General features: G+C 61.9%; 15 protein-coding genes. 5 read left to right on the top strand and 10 right to left on the bottom strand.

All coding sequences use genetic code 11. The features are described from left to right. Positions 1-125 precede the first annotated feature (125 nt). Positions 126-512, top strand: coding sequence for a DUF4398 domain-containing protein (locus tag ACYCFC_RS07565; protein ID WP_181084103.1), 387 nt, complete (start codon positions 126-128; stop codon positions 510-512). 43 nt (positions 513-555) lie between these two features. After that, entirely contained in the window at positions 556-1,359 is an 804-nt protein-coding gene (locus tag ACYCFC_RS07560) for an OmpA family protein (protein ID WP_459653571.1), read from the top strand. Between the two features lie 146 nt (positions 1,360-1,505). Here ACYCFC_RS07560 and ACYCFC_RS07555 read toward each other — a convergent pair whose 3' ends face one another. Further along, the gene (locus tag ACYCFC_RS07555) at positions 1,506-1,976 is read right to left on the bottom strand and encodes an XRE family transcriptional regulator (RefSeq protein WP_181084099.1); all 471 of its coding nucleotides are present in this window, start codon (positions 1,974-1,976) and stop codon (positions 1,506-1,508) included. Positions 1,977-2,102: 126 nt separating this feature from the next. Between ACYCFC_RS07555 and ACYCFC_RS07550 the strand changes: the two genes are divergently transcribed. Together ACYCFC_RS07550 and ACYCFC_RS07545 are read left to right on the top strand one after the other, a co-directional pair. Then, the gene (locus ACYCFC_RS07550) at positions 2,103-3,707 is read left to right on the top strand and encodes a methyl-accepting chemotaxis protein (protein ID WP_459653570.1); all 1,605 of its coding nucleotides are present in this window, start codon (positions 2,103-2,105) and stop codon (positions 3,705-3,707) included. Then, the gene (locus ACYCFC_RS07545) at positions 3,704-5,473 is read left to right on the top strand and encodes a putative bifunctional diguanylate cyclase/phosphodiesterase (protein ID WP_459653569.1); all 1,770 of its coding nucleotides are present in this window, start codon (positions 3,704-3,706) and stop codon (positions 5,471-5,473) included. Before ACYCFC_RS07550 ends, ACYCFC_RS07545 begins: the two co-directional genes overlap by 4 nt. A gap of 100 nt (positions 5,474-5,573) precedes the next feature. Here ACYCFC_RS07545 and ACYCFC_RS07540 read toward each other — a convergent pair whose 3' ends face one another. From ACYCFC_RS07540 to ACYCFC_RS07500, 9 genes are all read right to left on the bottom strand, one after another. Beyond that, a complete protein-coding gene (locus tag ACYCFC_RS07540; RefSeq protein ID WP_181084093.1) occupies positions 5,574-5,888 on the bottom strand; it encodes a hypothetical protein in 315 nt (104 codons plus the stop codon). Positions 5,889-5,924: 36 nt separating this feature from the next. Beyond that, positions 5,925-7,220, bottom strand: coding sequence for a flavohemoglobin expression-modulating QEGLA motif protein (locus ACYCFC_RS07535; protein ID WP_181084091.1), 1,296 nt, complete (start codon positions 7,218-7,220; stop codon positions 5,925-5,927). A gap of 68 nt (positions 7,221-7,288) precedes the next feature. Continuing rightward, complete coding sequence (lysS, locus tag ACYCFC_RS07530) at positions 7,289-8,791, bottom strand: lysine--tRNA ligase (protein ID WP_459653568.1); 1,503 nt, start codon at positions 8,789-8,791, stop codon at positions 7,289-7,291. A 115-nt stretch (positions 8,792-8,906) separates the two neighbouring features. Further along, a protein-coding gene (prfB, locus tag ACYCFC_RS07525; RefSeq protein WP_181084087.1) for a peptide chain release factor 2 occupies positions 8,907-10,002 on the bottom strand; the annotation gives its coding sequence in 2 pieces (ribosomal slippage) (positions 8,907-9,929 and positions 9,931-10,002; 1,095 coding nt in all). Positions 10,003-10,121: 119 nt separating this feature from the next. Beyond that, complete coding sequence (locus tag ACYCFC_RS07520; protein ID WP_459653567.1) at positions 10,122-10,850, bottom strand: tellurite resistance TerB family protein; 729 nt, start codon at positions 10,848-10,850, stop codon at positions 10,122-10,124. Positions 10,851-10,878: 28 nt separating this feature from the next. Next, a complete protein-coding gene (locus ACYCFC_RS07515) occupies positions 10,879-11,988 on the bottom strand; it encodes an NADH:flavin oxidoreductase/NADH oxidase (RefSeq protein ID WP_459653566.1) in 1,110 nt (369 codons plus the stop codon). A gap of 102 nt (positions 11,989-12,090) precedes the next feature. After that, complete coding sequence (gene recJ, locus ACYCFC_RS07510) at positions 12,091-13,806, bottom strand: single-stranded-DNA-specific exonuclease RecJ (protein WP_459653565.1); 1,716 nt, start codon at positions 13,804-13,806, stop codon at positions 12,091-12,093. Between the two features lie 59 nt (positions 13,807-13,865). After that, positions 13,866-14,405, bottom strand: a complete 540-nt coding sequence (locus ACYCFC_RS07505; RefSeq protein ID WP_459653564.1) for a YaeQ family protein — start codon at positions 14,403-14,405, stop codon at positions 13,866-13,868. Between the two features lie 59 nt (positions 14,406-14,464). Continuing rightward, positions 14,465-15,604 carry a GGDEF domain-containing protein gene (locus tag ACYCFC_RS07500; RefSeq protein ID WP_459653563.1) on the bottom strand — a complete coding sequence of 380 codons (1,140 nt, stop codon included), beginning with the start codon at positions 15,602-15,604 and terminating at the stop codon, positions 14,465-14,467. Positions 15,605-15,819: 215 nt separating this feature from the next. Between ACYCFC_RS07500 and ACYCFC_RS07495 the strand changes: the two genes are divergently transcribed. Beyond that, on the top strand, positions 15,820-16,038 hold the full coding sequence (locus tag ACYCFC_RS07495) for a bacterioferritin-associated ferredoxin (protein ID WP_459653963.1): 219 nt from the start codon (positions 15,820-15,822) through the stop codon (positions 16,036-16,038). The last annotated feature ends 39 nt before the right edge of the window (positions 16,039-16,077 follow it).

The following is a 16,077-nucleotide window of genomic DNA, read 5'->3' as shown; positions in this document are numbered from 1 at the left end:
TCGGAACGATTACGGTTCTGCGGCCTCACAAAAACATACCCCACCCCATCCGGCCCCACAGGAGCGGGACAGGGATTGCGGGCACTTCGCGAAATCCTCAGGTAAACACGCACTGGAGACTGGCCATGAAAACAAACACCCTCGAACGATTCCAGCTGCCCAAGCTGGCGGCTGTTGCATTGGGAGGGCTATTGCTGGCTGGCTGCGCCGGCAATCCACCCACCGAACAGTTTGCCGTTACCGAATCCGCAGTACGTAGCGCGGTCAGTGCTGGCGGCACCGAATATGCGGCGGTGGAAATGCGCAACGCACAGGAAAAGTGGAAGCAGGCCGAGTTGGCCATGCAGAAGGAAAAGTACGATGAAGCCCGTCTGCTGGCCGAGCAGGCCGAGTGGGACGCACGTGTCGCCGAACGCAAGGCTCAGGCAGCCAAGGCACAGAAGGCCGTGGAAGACGCCAAGCAGGGTATCGATGAGCTGCGCGAAGAAAGCATGCGCAGCGTCGTTCAATAACCCCCCTTCCGCCTCTCAAGCCTGCAACAAAGGATGATTTGCCATGAATAAACTACTGACACTGCCCACCGTTCTGGCCATGACCATCGGCCTGGCGGCATGCTCCTCGCAACCCAATCAGAACCTCGAACAGGCTCGTGGCCAGTTTGCCCTGTTGCAGAGCGATGCTCGCTCCAGCCAGCTTGCGGCTCTGGAAACCGAAGATGCGGCGCGGATGCTGGAGAAGGCCAATAAAGCCTATCTGGATGATGCGGACAAAGAGAAGGTCGACCAACTGGCCTATCTGACCCAGCGTCGAGTTGAGCTTGCCGAACAGACCATCGCCCTGCGCACCGCCGAACAGGATATCGAGAAGGCTTCGGCCAAACGTGCCGAGGCGCGCCTGGAATCACGCGAAGCGCAGTTACAGCGACAGCAGGATGAAATTCGCCGCCTGCAACAGGACCTTCAGGCCAAGCAGACCGAACGGGGAACCCTCGTGACCTTCGGTGATGTTCTGTTCGACCTGGACAAGTCCGACCTGAAACCCTCCGGCATGCGCGGCATTCAGAAGCTGGCCGATTTCCTCAACGAGAATCCGGAGCGCAAGGTAGTCGTCGAGGGCTATACCGACAGCACAGGCTCCGACTCCTATAACCAGCAGCTGTCAGAACGCCGTGCCGAATCCGTGCGCCGCGCCCTGACCCGCGCCGGTGTCGACATGCAACGGATCCAGGCCGTCGGCTACGGCGAGCAGTATCCAGTCGCGAGCAACGACTCGACCTCGGGCCGCGCAATGAACCGCCGCGTGGAAGTCACGATTTCCAACGACAATCAGCGCGTCGCGCCGCGTTCGTCGATGCGCTAGACAAGCCGGAACGAAACGAGAGGTTGAGATACAGGCTGGGACCGCTCCCAGCCTCGCTCGCCGGGCTACACCTTCTGATCGACGGGTGACGCCTTCAGCTAATTCTGACTTACGGAAAACGATGACACGGAGTCACGCTGGAAACATCAAGCCTGGGTGGGGTTGGAGCGTGTTTGATCGACTGCACGCTCCGTCCTTTTCTTGCGGACAGTTTCCGAAGCCTGATCCTGCTGCTCGGCGTGCGCACAGGTCATGATCACCTCGCGCACCAGACGCCGGCGAGCCGGCGAAAGTCCGAGAAATATCTCGATTGCTTCCCGCTCCTGACGGGCAGCGGATTCATACAACGTCTTTTCCTGTTCTATCTGATGGGCAGCTTCTTCCCCGAATCGCAGCGTGCGGGGGTCGACCCGCAGCCACTGCGCCAGCACCAGCATCTTGTCGTCCGTTGGCAGTACTTCACCTCTGAGCCAACGGCGAACGCCGTGCAAAGTCATGGGTTTCCCCCAATAACGCAAATTGAACTCACGCTCCAGAATGGCCGGCTTTGCCTCATAGCCAGCCTCTTGCAGAGCGTGACACAAGCGTTTGGCGAATTTTTCGCGAGTGTTTTCCATGCCCGCACACTACGGAGAGTGCGGCAGGCGCGGCGTAACACGATAGAAAATGCTAATTAAGCCAGTTACGTAACTTTTAGTTAACATAGCCAGTGCAATCCATTTCAGCGTCAAGTAATCAAGCCCATGCGCCTCCATACCCCAGCTAGCCAGCAGGAACGCCTTCTCCCGACGGGAATTCGACTGATTACCGTCACCGACCCCCAAGGCACCATTACCTACTGCAACGACGAGTTCGCCACTATCAGTGGTTTCGACCGCGAGACACTGCTGGGCAGCCCGCATAACATCGTGCGCCACCCGGATATGCCGGGAGCGGTGTTCGCTCAAATGTGGCATTACCTCAAGGCTGGCAAACCCTGGATGGGCATCGTCAAGAACCGTTGCCAGAACGGTGACTTCTACTGGGTCGATGCCTATGTGACACCGATATTTGCCGATGGTCGCATCAGTGGTTACGAATCGGTACGCGTAAAGCCGCAGGCCGAGCAGGTGCGCCGCGCCAGCCAGCTCTATGCGCAGATGCACAAGGGGGGCGCGAAGGATGCTTCGGCGCTGTCTCCGTGGCGCATTGCTTCGCTTTGTGCCTGGCCCCTCGTAGCCGCCCTGCTGGCGCTGGCCGCCTACCACTACGCTTCGCCCCTGGCCGGAGTCGGCTGCGCGCTGGCGGCGCTGCCCGCCCTGCAGGGCTGGAACAACTGGCGTCAGACACGACTGCTGCAGCACGTGCAGAGCAGCCTGGAAGGCGCTTTCGACGATACGCTCAGCGCTCGCGCCTATACCGATGCCAGAGGCAGGCAGGCACGCTTGCAGATGAGTCTGATCAGCGAGCGAGCCCGCTTGCGCACCCTGCTCGGTCGCCTGACCGATTTCGCCAGGCAGAGCATGGCGCTGGCCCAGCGCAGCGCCCGGCTGACCAGCGAGTCGGAAACCTCCCTGCATGAACAGCGCAAGGAAGCGGACATGACGGCGACCGCCATCCATGAAATGGCTGCATCGATATCCGAAGTGGCGACCCATGTGCAGCAAACCGCCGACGAAGCCAGCCGGATCGCCGCGCTGGCCCACAACGGCTCGGCGGAAGCCGGCAAGACCCGCGAGGTGATCGAGCGGCTGGCGAACAGCGTGGCGGGAATCAGCGCCTCGGTGGAAGAGCTGGCGCAGGATACCCAGTCCATCCAGCAGGCCGCCGACATGATCCGCGCGATCGCCGAGCAGACCAACCTGCTGGCGCTGAACGCCGCCATCGAGGCCGCGCGGGCCGGCGACCAGGGTCGCGGCTTCGCCGTGGTTGCCGATGAGGTGCGAGCACTGGCCTCGAAAACCCGCGATTCCACCGCCATCATCCAACAGATCATCGAAACACTGCAGGAACGTGCAGCGAAGGCAGTGGAAATTGCCCGCACCGGCACGCAGGAAGCCGACGATGGCGTTCGTCAGGTCATTACCACCCAGCAGGCCTTGCAGGAGGTCGGTGACGCCATCGAGCTGATCCACGACATGAGTCAGCAAATGGCGGTCGCATCCGAACAGCAGGCACATGTGGCCGAAGACATCTCCCGGCAGATCACCCGCATCGCCGACGCCTCGGACGTCAATGCCGGCTTGGCCGAAGAGTCAGCCCAGGCCGGTGAGGAACTTGAACAGACCGCGCACGACATGTACGCCCTGGTCGAGCGCTTCAGCAGTCAGCAAGCCCGCAAGACAGAGCCTGGCGGTGAAAGATCATGACCCTTGGGCAGAGCGCGGTATCACTCATCGCTAACGGCAAGCCGATAGATTCAGCACTGGCCACGGCCATCTTCGCGGCGGCGGTGGACGGCATTCTGGTCATCGATGCACAAGGCATCGTCCAGGCGGTCAACCGTGCGATGCTGGAACAATTCGGCTTTAGCGAAGATGAGTTGATCGGCAGCAACGTCTCGCTGCTGATGCCCGAATCCCATGCGCGGGCCCACAACGGGTACATGGAAAGTTACCGCCGCAGCGGCAGGTCCGAGATCATCGGCAAGGGGCGGGAGGTCATGGGCCGGCGCAAGAATGGCAGCTGTTTTCCGCTGCATCTGAGCGTAAACGAGTTCGATCAGGACGGACGGCGGCTGTTCGTCGGCATCTGCCACGACATCAGCGCGCGGCGGCGCCTCACCGAACGCATCACGTTTCTGGCGACCTACGATGCCCTGACCGAATGCGTCAGTCGAAATCCCTTCATCCAGGCACTCGGCCAGGCCATACGCACCTGCAGTGCCAACGGTCGACAGCTGGCAGTACTGTTCATCGACCTGGATGGTTTCAAGCTGATCAACGACAACCATGGTCACCCGCTCGGCGATCGGTTGCTCAAGGCAGTGGCCGGGCGTCTGCGCAACTGCCTGCGCGAAACCGATGTACTGGGGCGCATGGGCGGCGACGAGTTCGTCGCCATCGTTACGCTCGACGGTGAGCCGGCAATGGCTGAGCAGATCTGTACGCGCCTGCTCGAAAGCCTTGCGGAGCCCTTCGACATGGGAGTCATCATGCTTTCGGTGCGCGCCAGTATCGGCATCGCCCTGTTCCCCGAGCATGGCCAGGCTGCCGACGAGCTGATCAATGCCGCGGACCTCGCCATGTACCAGGCCAAGCTGATCGGCGGCAACCGGATGCAACTATTCGACCGGGAACAGCGCGAGAAGGACGAGCAGACCTACCAAATGCTCAAGCGCCTGCGCGAAGCCATCTCTCTCGGTCGGTTCGAATTGCATTACCAGCTGCAGTTCGACATGCAGACCCTGCAGCCCTCTGGTCTGGAAGCCCTGTTGCGCTGGCCCGACGACGAACATGGATTGATTCAGCCAGACCAGTTCATTCCACTTGCGGCGAAATACGGGCTGATGCCCGATATCAGCCGCTGGGTCATCCGCCAGGCCTGTGCTGACAATGCGAGACTGATCGAACGAGGACTGTTGGATGTAGTGGTGGCGGTCAATGTCTGCGCGCCTTTTTTCGGCCAGACGGAATTTGTCGGGCAGGTTCTGCAGGTCCTTGACGACACCGGCTTGCCACCCAACCGGCTGGAACTGGAGATCACCGAGGAAACCGCCATGAGCCATTCAGACTCGGTCCTGCAGAACGCCCGCGATCTGAAAAAGACCGGCATCGGCCTGGTCATGGACGATTTCGGTATCGGTTTCTCTTCACTGGGGCGCCTGAAGCAGCTTCAATTCGATAAATTGAAGATAGATCGCTCCTTCATCGCCGGGCTCCCGGACAATGACGACGACCGTGCCATTGTTTGCATGGTTCTCGCTCTCGCTCGCAGCCTGAACATGCAGACTGTCGCCGAAGGCATCGAGAAGCGCATGCAACTGGTCTGCCTGCAGGAAAGCGGCTGCGATCAGGGCCAAGGATTCTGGTTCGCCAGGCCGATACCGCTGGATGAGTTGATCGACAGGCTCGACAGAGACTTGCCCTCCTCGGCCCCCGGTCGCGACGCTCACCGATTAAAGCCTCCCAGGTAAACAACGGAAGCGTCTTCGGCGATTCCATCCTACGAGACCGTAGCCTGGATTAGCCGAAGGCGTAATCCGACATGACCTGGCGCTTGCTGCGCCAGGTCCGTTAGCGGCCTACGCCTTCCTCCATGCAGCGCACGGCACGCTTCTTGTTATCCACCAGCACGCCGGTCAGGCCTTTCTGCTCGGTATCGAACAACACCAGTACGCCATCGATGCACTGCGCGACCTGGGTGGCCGGTTTCAGCGATACCCGATAATCCTCGCCAGGCACGGTCTTGAGCATGGTGTAGTCGGCCAGCAGCAGCGCATCCTCGGGTTTGGCGATATGCACGTAGCCGTAATAGCTCAGCACGGCGATGGTGCCGAAGACGCTGCCAATGGCGGTGAGAATCAGTGGGATGGGGTTGCGTTCGGACATCTGTAGTCTCGTCTGGAAAGGGCGTTGTGCGGGCACTCAGAGAATATTGGCGTAATCGGCTTCGATACGATCCAGGCTCAGGTGGTTGAGGAAGTTGGAGAAGCACATCCAGGCTGACAGCGCATTGAGGTCCTGGAACTGCTGCGGCAGATAGCGCGGCGGTGCCACCATGCCCTCGTCTACCAGTTGGCGCAGGGTGCGCATGTCTTCCAGGGTGGTCTTGCCGCAGAACAGCAGCGGGATCTGCTCCAGCTTGCCCTTGCGCACCGCCAGCTGAATGTAGTTGTAGACCATGATGAAACCCTTCAGATAGGACAGGTCCTTGGTGAAGGGCAAGCCATTGGGCAGCGAGCCACGGAACACGCGGTTGGCGTTGCTGTAGCACTCGTCCTCGTCGTAACCCTGCTCGCGGAAGAAGGCGAACACATCGAGGAAATCCGCGCCCTCCTCGGCCATGTGGATGGCGCGGGTACGGTTGGTCAGCTTGCGCAGGCGTGTTGGATAGGAGGCGAAAGCGATCACCTCCATCAGGATCGCCAGGCCTTCCTGAGTCACCGTCGAGGACGGCGGCCCCTTGGCGAGGAAGGTGCAGATCGGCTGGTTCTGGCCATTGAGCGTGGTGCCAACGTGCACCAGCCCCTCATGCACTTCCAGGGCACGCACGTCGCGCGCGTTGAACATGGCGTCACTGCGGATCTTGATGTAGTCGGCGCCGGCTGCCGCATCGGCGAGGATGCCGTCGGACTCGAACACCCGGATCACGCCCTCGCCTTCACCGAATACCAGGTCCAGCCTTCGCTGCAGCATGTCCACGGCCTGCTGGGCATTGAGTGTCTTGGCTTCGTCCTTGAGGTCGCCCCGGTCGGCGATGTTGTTCAGGTAGTCGGAGAGCATCAGGCCGAGATCGGACAACGTCGGATCGCCGGCATGGAAGGCGTCCGAGGCCGCGCCGTAGAGTTCCTGGGAGATCAACCCGAAGTCGGCGGTGCCACGCGCTTCAAGCATGCGGATCACCATGCGATATTCGCGGCACATGCGCCGCATGATCTGCCCGACCGGGTTGAACTGGCCCAGCTGGCGGGTGATGTCGCGTTCGATGTTCTGGAATTCTTCCTTCTTGGCGCTGGAGTCGAAGGCCAGCGGTCGGCCTTCGTACCAGGCGCGATCGATCCTGGGCAGCTCGCGACAGCCAGAGGCGAAGAAGCCCTGACGGATGCTGTCGTCCCACTTCACCGCATCGAGCACCCGCACCGGGGCCTGCGCCTCGACGATACGGTCGGACAGCGCGCGCACCGTGAGCTGATAGTCGTCCAGTGTGTGGGAAGTGTTCATCGCTACCTCTCTGGATCGCAGGGGTCTCCTGTGCCGGGCCGGCTGGGCCTGACCCGGCACGGGGTTCGTCAGACTTCCGGACGCATGTGCGGGAACAGGATCACGTCGCGAATCGACGGCGAGTTGGTCAGCAGCATCACCAGACGGTCGATACCAATGCCCTCGCCGGCGGTGGGCGGCATGCCGTATTCCAGCGCGCGGACGAAGTCAGCATCGAAGTGCATGGCCTCGTCGTCACCGGCGTCCTTCTCCGCTACTTGAGCGTGGAAGCGCTCGGCCTGATCCTCGGCGTCGTTGAGCTCGGAATAGGCATTGGCGATCTCGCGGCCACCAATGAACAGCTCGAAGCGGTCGGTGACGTTCGGGTTCTTGTCGTTGCGGCGCGCCAGCGGCGAGACCTCGAAGGGGTACTCGGTGATGAAGGTCGGCTGCTCCAGGCGGTGCTCGACCAGTTCTTCGAAGATCATCACCTGCAGCTTGCCCAGACCTTCATGGCCCAGCAGCTTGACGCCGGCCTTTTTGGCGATGGCGCGGGCTTTTTCCAGATCGTTGAGATCGTCGGCGCTGATGTCCGGGTTGTACTTGAGGATCGAGTCGAACACCGACAGCCGCGCGAACGGCTCGCCGAAGTGGAACACCTTGTCGCCGTAGGGCACGTCGGTGCTGCCGAGCACGGCCTGGGCCAGCTCGCGGAACAGCTCCTCGGTCAGGTCCATGTTATCTTCGTAATCGGCGTAGGCCTGGTAGAACTCCAGCATGGTGAACTCGGGGTTGTGCCGGGTCGAGACACCTTCGTTGCGGAAGTTGCGGTTGATCTCGAACACACGCTCGAAACCGCCCACTACCAGGCGCTTGAGATACAGCTCCGGCGCGATGCGCAGGAACATCGGCAGATCCAGCGCGTTGTGGTGCGTCTCAAACGGCTTGGCCGCGGCACCACCGGGGATGGTCTGCAGCATCGGCGTTTCCACTTCGAGGAAGTCGCGCTCGGCGAGGAACTTGCGGATATGCGCGATGACCTGGGAGCGCACGCGGAAGGTGTGGCGGGTTTCCTCGTTGACGATCAGGTCGACGTAGCGCTGGCGGTAGCGCTGCTCGGTGTCGGTCAGACCGTGGTGCTTGTCCGGCAGCGGACGCAGGGATTTGGTCAACAGGCGCACGGCGCTCATGTTGACGTACAGGTCGCCCTTGCCCGAACGCGCCAGGGTGCCTTCAGCGGCTACGATGTCGCCCAGGTCCCAAGTCTTGATCGCTTCCAGGGTTTCGGCTGGCAGGCCCTTGCGGTCGACATAGACCTGCAGGCGTCCGGTCATGTCCTGCAGCACCATGAAGGCGCCCCGGTTGAGCATGATGCGCCCGGCGACCTTTACCGGAATGGCCGCTGCTTCCAGCTCTTCCTTGCTCTTGTCGGCGTATTTCTGCTGCAGGTCGTTGCAGTAGCTGTCGCGACGGAAGTCGTTGGGGAAGACATTGCCCCTGGCGCGCTCGGCGGCCAGTTTTTCCTTGCGCTGAAGGATCAGGCTGTTTTCTTCTTCTTGAAGGGCGTGCTGGTTCAGCGGTTGTTCGCTCATGTCGGCGGGTCGTTCCGGTCAAAGATGAAATTAAGTTGCAAGCCTCAAGCCTCAAGCCTCAAGCCGGAGAGGTCGCGCCAGGCTTGTCGCTTGAGGCTTGCAGCTTGCCGCTGCTCTAGAGGCCTTGTTTGAGGCTGGCTTCGAGGTACTCGTCAATATCCCCATCCAGCACCTTGTCGCAATCGCTGCGCTCGACGCCGGTACGCAGATCCTTGATGCGAGAGGCATCGAGTACGTAGGAGCGGATCTGGTGGCCCCAGCCGATATCCGACTTGGTATCTTCCAGCGCCTGCGAGGCCGCGTTGCGCTTCTGCATCTCCTGCTCGTACAACTTGGCCCGCAGCATCTTCATGGCGGTGTCCTTGTTGGCGTGCTGGGAGCGCTCGTTCTGGCAGCTGACCACGGTGTTGGTCGGTACGTGGGTGATACGCACCGCCGAGTCGGTGGTGTTGACGTGCTGACCACCGGCACCGGAGGAGCGGTAGGTGTCGATACGCAGGTCCGCCGGGTTGATCTCGATCTCGATGTTGTCGTCGATTTCCGGCGAAACGAATACAGCCGTGAACGAGGTGTGGCGGCGGTTGCCGGAGTCATACGGACTCTTGCGTACCAGGCGATGCACACCGATCTCGGTGCGCAGCCAACCGAAAGCGTACTCGCCCTTGATGTGCAGGGTTGCGCCCTTGATGCCAGCCACTTCGCCTTCGGACAGTTCCATGATGGTCGCGTCGAAACCGTGCTTGTCGGCCCAGCGCAGATACATGCGCAGCAGCATGTTGGCCCAGTCCTGGGCTTCGGTGCCGCCGGAACCGGCCTGGATATCGAGGTAGGCGTTGTTGGGGTCCATCTCGCCGCTGAACATGCGGCGGAACTCCAGCCCTTCGAGAATGGCGCGCAGGCGATCCAGTTCGACAGCCACATCATCTACTGCGCCCTGGTCGTCCTCTTCGACCGCCATGTCGAGCAGGTCGCGGGAATCAGCCAGACCGCCTTCGAGTTCGTCAAGGGTTTCGACGATCTGCGCCAGGGTGGCGCGCTCACGCCCCAGGTTCTGGGCGTACTCGGGATTGTTCCAGACGTTGGGGTCTTCGAGTTCGCGGTTTACTTCGACGAGACGATCATGCTTCTGATCGTAGTCAAAGATACCCCCGAATCGACAGGGTGCGCTCGGACAGGTCCTTGATGCTGTTGAGGATCGGGTTGATTTCCATAGGTAGGCAGCTCTCAAACGGACGTTTTGAAAAGCCGACGATTATAAACCCAGCGGGCCATCACTGACAGCCCGGACTGGATCGATGGCGCGAATGAGCGAAGTGGATAAACAGGCGCTTCAGGCCGATATGCCGCGAACCTGATGCTCAAGCTCCGCCTTGAGCGCCTCGTCGAGCTTGAGCTGGCGGGCCAATTCGTCCAGGTAGGCGCGCTCCATGAAGTGCTCTTCGTCCACCATCAGCACGCTGGCCAGATACATTTCCGCCGCCATCTCGGGCGAGGTGGCGGCTGCGGCCACTTCGACCGGATCCAGCGGCTTGTTCAACTCCGCGTCGCACCAGCGCTGCAAGTCCACATCGGTGGTCAGCTTGGCCAGTTCCGCATCGATCATCTGACGCTCCTGATCATCCACATGGCCGTCGGCCTTGGCCGCTGCAATCAGCGCCCTGAGGATGGCCTGGCTGTGCTCTTCGGCCTGCGCCGGAGGCAGGCGGTCAATCGTCATGGGCGTCCGCGTGGCTTGCGGTGATGCGCCGTTCTGCTGCGCCTGCCAGTTGCCATAAGCCTTGTAGGCCAGCACGCCAAGCGCTGTCAGGCCGCCATACGTGATGACCTTGCCACCCAGTTTGCGCGCCTTGCGATTACCCAGCAGCAATCCCATGGCACCCGCTGCCAATGCGCCACCGCCAGCGCCCGACAGCAGACTGCCGAGGCCTCCGTCACCGCGACCGGAAAGCAGATCGCCCAAGCCACCACCAGCGCCGGGAGCGGGATTTGATGTTTGTTTCTTCTGCAGCAATTCCTGGCCGGATTTCAGAAGCTGATCGAGCAAACCACTGGTTTTCATAAACAACCCTCGAAAAGGAACAGATGGATCAATCGGGGATACCGGAAGCCGACCGAAGCGGCGTGTCCCGATGCGCAGCACGTACATATTGTGGCGGCCAGGCGACCGAACTCTCACGCAAGTCTTCTGCCGCGTGCAGCGGCCAATAGGGATCACGCAACAGCTCGCGCGCCAGCAGGATGAGATCGGCCTGGCCGGTGCGCAGGATGTGCTCGGCCTGCACGGCCTCGGTAATCATGCCCACGGTGCCGGTGGCGATTCCGGCTTCACGGCGTACCCGCTCGGCGAATTGCGTCTGGTAGCCCGGTCCGACAGGGATCTCCGCATTGGCGGCGGTACCGCCGGAGGACACATCGATCAGATCGACCCCTAGCGCTTTCAGGCGCCGCGCCAGCTCGACGGTTTCGTCGGAGTTCCAGCCATCCTCGACCCAGTCGGTGGCCGACAGGCGCACGAACAACGGCAGCTCATCCGGCCACACGGCCCGCACGGCCTGGGTCACCTCCAGCAGCAGGCGGATGCGATTCTCGAACGAGCCGCCATAAGCGTCCTGACGCTGATTGGACAGCGGCGAGAGGAACTGATGCAGCAGATAACCATGTGCGGCATGCACTTCAGCCACTTTGAAGCCCGCCGCCAGCGCACGCTCGGCTGCGCGCACGAAAGCCTTCACCACGGCAGCGATACCGGCTTCGTCCAGCATTTCGGGAATGGCGTGCTGTGGATCGAAGGCAATGCTCGACGGCCCCACCGGCATCCAGCCGCCTTCGGCGACGGGCACGCTGCCATGCTTGCCGAGCCAGGGTTTCCAGGTGCTGGCCTTGCGTCCGGCATGGGCCAGCTGGATACCAGCCACCGAGCCCTGGGCCTCGATGAAGTTAGTGATGCGGCGCAATGGCTCGATCTGCTCATCGTTCCAGAGCCCCAGATCCTGAGGCGAGATCCGTCCGTTGGCGGCCACGGCAGTGGCTTCGATGATGACCAGCCCGGCGCCGCCTACGGCGCGACTGCCCAGGTGGACCAGGTGCCAGTCGTTGGCCATGCCTTCCCTGGCCGAGTACTGGCACATGGGCGAGACGGCGATACGGTTGGGCAAGGTCAGCTGGCGCAAGGTCAGCGATGCGAACAGTTGGGTCATGGTCGGCCTCTTCTACTGCAACGAATGCGATATGGACACCTTGCAGTAAAGACCATTCGCACGCCAGAGAGGCTGGGCAGTAATCACCCGTGCATCACCGCTTCAGCGTGCCTCGATATGGGCAACCAGCAACTGCACACTTTCGCGACCACGAAATTCGTTGACGTCCAGTTTGTAGGCCAGGTTGGCCCAGCGCACACCGGCATTGGGCCAGAGCCCGCGGTCGATATTGAAGGCGATGCCGTCAAGTGTCAGCGAGCCGCACTCGCTCCTGACCACCATCTTCAGGTGCTTCTCGCCGACCAGACGCTGCTGCACCAGCTGGAACACGCCGTGGAACATGGGTTCTGGAAAGTGCTGGCCCCACGGGCCGGCATTACGCAGCGCCTTGGCCAGCTCCAGATGAAACTCCTCGATGCTGAGCTGGCCGTCAGTCAACAGGCGTCCGGTGAGATCGTCCTCGCACAGCTGGCGGCGAACCTCGGCGTCGAACGCCGAGGCGAAGGCACCGAAGTTTTCCTGCGGCAGCGACAGCCCCGCAGCCATGGCATGGCCACCGAACTTGCTGATCAAGCCCGGATGACGGGCGGCCACGGCGTCCAGCGCATCACGTACATGAAAGCCCGGCACCGAACGCGCCGAGCCCTTCAGCACGCCATCACCGGCGTCGGCAAAGGCGATGGTGGGTCGGTGATAGCGTTCCTTCAGGCGCGAAGCGAGGATACCGATAACGCCCTGATGCCAATCCGGCTCGAACAGGCAGAGGCCGAACGGCAGATCGTCCAGCGGCAGGTCCTTGAGTTGCGCCAGGGCCTCGCGCTGCATGCCCTGCTCGATGCCCTTACGGTCCTGATTGAGCTGATCGAGCTGTACTGCCATGTCGCGTGCCAGCGCTTCGTCTTCGCAGAGCAGGCATTCGATGCCCAGCGCCATGTCGTCCAGGCGTCCCGCCGCGTTCAGGCGCGGCCCGAGGATGAAGCCCAGGTCGGTGGAGGTGATGCGCTTATGGTCGCGCCCGGCCACTTCGAGGATCGCCCGCAGACCCGGTCGCGCCCGCCCCGCACGAATCCGCGCCAGCCCCTGATGCACCAGGATGCGGTTGTTGGCATCCAGCGGCACCACATCGGCAACACTGCCCAGCGCTACCAGATCCAACAGCTCGGCCAGGTTCGGCTCGCTCCAGCCATTGCGGACAAACCAGCCCGACTCGCGCAGCCGCGCCCGCAGCGCCAGCAATACGTAGAAAATCACCCCAACGCCGGCGATGCACTTGCTCGGGAAAGCGCATTCGGGCTGATTGGGATTGACGATGGCATCGGCTGCCGGCAGATCATGACCGGGCAGATGGTGATCGGTCACCAGCACCATCAAGCCGGCAGCCTTGGCCGCAGCGACACCGTCCACGCTGGAGATGCCGTTATCCACGGTGATCAATAGGTCGGGCTGGCGTTCGAGCGCCACAGCGACGATTTCAGGCGTCAGGCCATAACCATATTCAAAGCGGTTGGGCACCAGATAATCGACATGCGCCGCGCCGAGCTGGCGCAGGCCCAGCACGCCGACCGCGCTGGCGGTGGCGCCATCGGCGTCGAAATCGCCGACGAAGAGAATGCGCTGGCGTTTTTCCAGCGCCTCCACCAGCAGCTCCACAGCCGCCTCGATGCCCTTGAGCTGGCCGTAGGGAATCAGCCGCGCCAGCCCCTTGTCCAGCTCGGCCACGGACTGCACGCCACGCGCGGCATACAGGCGCCTCAGCAAGGGTGGCAGGTCGCCCAGGTCGGGCAGCTGTGCGGGAAGAGGACGGGGTTCGATACGCATGAAGTTCGACAGTCTCGGGATTTGCTTGCTGCTCGGAAAGCGGGAAATAGATCGGCCTGCTAGCGCTCGCCCATCAGCCAGCTCAGCGCCACCTCGAACTGCCCTCGCTCGTCGGTGATGAACAGGGTGCCATCGCTGATCATCACGCCCCACTGGATGCTGCGTGGCAGGTCCGTGACCAGGTCGGCCAACGTCTCCGACTCGATGACTGCAATGGACAGATTCTTCAGACCCTTGACCGCATCGGGTACCTTGCCCTGCCAGCCGCGCAGATTACCGTAAGCCACCAGGCTGGTGCGCTCGGCACGTCGGGAGCACCAGGTCAGACGCTCGGCATCCGGTTGTCCGACCTCGATCCAGTGCAACACGCGACCGTCCAGGCTCTTCTCCCACAGGGCCGGCTCGTCGATATCCGACAGCCCGCGACCGAAGGCCAGTTGTTCGCTGTACCACAGCGCATAGGCGATCAGGCGGATACCCAGGCGCTCTTCGGTTTCGGACGGATGGCGCGCCACAGTGAAACGGACGTTTTCATAAACGCCGCGATCGAGGTCGGTGAGATTGAGTTCGACTTTATAGGGAGTCGCTTGCAAGGCCATGGGAGCGTCGCCTGGAAAAAGGGGCGCAGTCTAGCAAATCAGTGCAGCGGGTCGCTGGCTTATCCAGCCACCCGAACGCAATTGCGCCCCGCTGCCTTCGCTTCGTAGAGTGCCCGATCGGCCTCGCCCATCAGGCGGTCGAGGTCATAGCCGGCGCACGCCGTATCACTCACACCAATGCTGACGCTGAGCATTCCGGACGGACGGAACGGCAAGTTGGCAAACTCAGCGCGAATGCGCTCGGCCACATCGCGGGCGACCCCCGCGTCGGCATCGGCCAGCAGGCAGGCGAACTCTTCGCCACCGATGCGTCCGAAAACATCCTGCCGCCGCATGCGCGACTTCATCACCTGGCAAAAACTGATCAACGCATGGTCGCCGGCCTTGTGGCCAAGGGTGTCATTGAGGCGCTTGAACTGATCCAGGTCACAGAGCAGCAGTGTCGCCTGCTGCCCGGCGGCGCGACAGCGCAGCAACAGCCGCTCGCCATATTCGATGAAGGCCCGGCGGTTGCCGATGCCGGTCAACGGATCGCTGAGCGACGCCTGGCGGTACTCCAACTCGGCTCGCTCGCGCACCATCGCCAGCGTCACGAAGGCGATGCCAACCGCGTAGAGCATGGTTTCGAAGATCACCAGGGCGAAGAAGTCGAACTGCCCGGACACCTCGAAGGGCCGACCGTGGTCGAAGGGAATGCGCAAGACATAGACCGTGACATGCACCGCCATCAGCACCAGTGCAGGGCGCAGGGATACCCGAATCACCTGGCGGCTACGCCATAGTTCCGCCATGGCCATGCCGATATAGATGATGGTGAGCAGCGACAGCGTGGCGATACGCACCCGCAACGCATCCGCATCGAAAAAGGCCGGAAACAAACAGAGACCCGCCCAGATCAGCGGAGCGGCAACGATCCCTCGCCAGTGCGGCTGACGTCCGGCGAATACGCGCATCGCCGTCCAGTTGAAGGCCAGCGCCAGCGCCAGCAACGAGTTGCCCAGGATAATGGGCACCCAGTCGATACCCATGTTGCGCAGCGCGCCCAGGGCCGTGGCCACGACACCGAGAAAAAGCCCCAGACAGAGATAGCCGAGCGTCGGCTCCCGACGCCCGCTACGCCAGGACAGGAACATCAGAAGCGCCACCAGTAGCATCACATAGATGTCGGTGACGATGAGGGTTGGGACGCTTAATTGCATAGAGGCACCGACCCGCGCGCCCATCCGGTCGATCGACCCGGATTCTCAAAGCGCCAAGAGCATCACAACTTTAGCGATTCGCCATCGCAATGTCCTGCGTTCCGAGAGGTAAAAGCTGACCGTTCGGAAAAAGACCATTCGATCAGGATGTTTTGACAATCATTCTCATTCTGTTTAGCATCGCCGTCATCAAACAGGCTCAACGGGTAGTTCTTATGTACGTCTGTCTTTGCCAGGGTGTTACCGACGGTCAGATTCGCGAAGCCATCTATGAAGGCTGCTGCAGTTATGGGGAAGTACGCGCGACGACCGGTGTCGGCACCCAGTGCGGAAAATGCGCCTGTGTCGCCAAGCAAGTAGTGCGTGAAACCTTGGGCGATATCCAATCGGCCCAGGCCGCTCTCGCCTATCCCGCGAGTTTCGCCATCGCCTGAGCGCATCAGACTTTCCGAAAGCCGGGCATTGCCCTAATG

It is taken from the genome of Stutzerimonas sp. NM35 (genome assembly GCF_054604355.1).
This window is presented reverse-complemented; position numbering and strand designations above follow the sequence as displayed.

What these genes read in the sequence shown, in the direction of transcription:
- ACYCFC_RS07565 (WP_181084103.1), top strand. Translation starts at nt 126, where the DNA reads ATGAAAACAAACACCCTCGAACGATTCCAGCTGCCCAAGCTGGCGGCT.
- ACYCFC_RS07560 (WP_459653571.1), top strand. Translation starts at nt 556, where the DNA reads ATGAATAAACTACTGACACTGCCCACCGTTCTGGCCATGACCATCGGC.
- ACYCFC_RS07555 (WP_181084099.1), bottom strand. Translation starts at nt 1,976, where the DNA reads ATGGAAAACACTCGCGAAAAATTCGCCAAACGCTTGTGTCACGCTCTG.
- ACYCFC_RS07550 (WP_459653570.1), top strand. Translation starts at nt 2,103, where the DNA reads ATGCGCCTCCATACCCCAGCTAGCCAGCAGGAACGCCTTCTCCCGACG.
- ACYCFC_RS07545 (WP_459653569.1), top strand. Translation starts at nt 3,704, where the DNA reads ATGACCCTTGGGCAGAGCGCGGTATCACTCATCGCTAACGGCAAGCCG.
- ACYCFC_RS07540 (WP_181084093.1), bottom strand. Translation starts at nt 5,888, where the DNA reads ATGTCCGAACGCAACCCCATCCCACTGATTCTCACCGCCATTGGCAGC.
- ACYCFC_RS07535 (WP_181084091.1), bottom strand. Translation starts at nt 7,220, where the DNA reads ATGAACACTTCCCACACACTGGACGACTATCAGCTCACGGTGCGCGCG.
- lysS (WP_459653568.1), bottom strand. Translation starts at nt 8,791, where the DNA reads ATGAGCGAACAACCGCTGAACCAGCACGCCCTTCAAGAAGAAGAAAAC.
- ACYCFC_RS07520 (WP_459653567.1), bottom strand. Translation starts at nt 10,850, where the DNA reads ATGAAAACCAGTGGTTTGCTCGATCAGCTTCTGAAATCCGGCCAGGAA.
- ACYCFC_RS07515 (WP_459653566.1), bottom strand. Translation starts at nt 11,988, where the DNA reads ATGACCCAACTGTTCGCATCGCTGACCTTGCGCCAGCTGACCTTGCCC.
- recJ (WP_459653565.1), bottom strand. Translation starts at nt 13,806, where the DNA reads ATGCGTATCGAACCCCGTCCTCTTCCCGCACAGCTGCCCGACCTGGGC.
- ACYCFC_RS07505 (WP_459653564.1), bottom strand. Translation starts at nt 14,405, where the DNA reads ATGGCCTTGCAAGCGACTCCCTATAAAGTCGAACTCAATCTCACCGAC.
- ACYCFC_RS07500 (WP_459653563.1), bottom strand. Translation starts at nt 15,604, where the DNA reads ATGCAATTAAGCGTCCCAACCCTCATCGTCACCGACATCTATGTGATG.
- ACYCFC_RS07495 (WP_459653963.1), top strand. Translation starts at nt 15,820, where the DNA reads ATGTACGTCTGTCTTTGCCAGGGTGTTACCGACGGTCAGATTCGCGAA.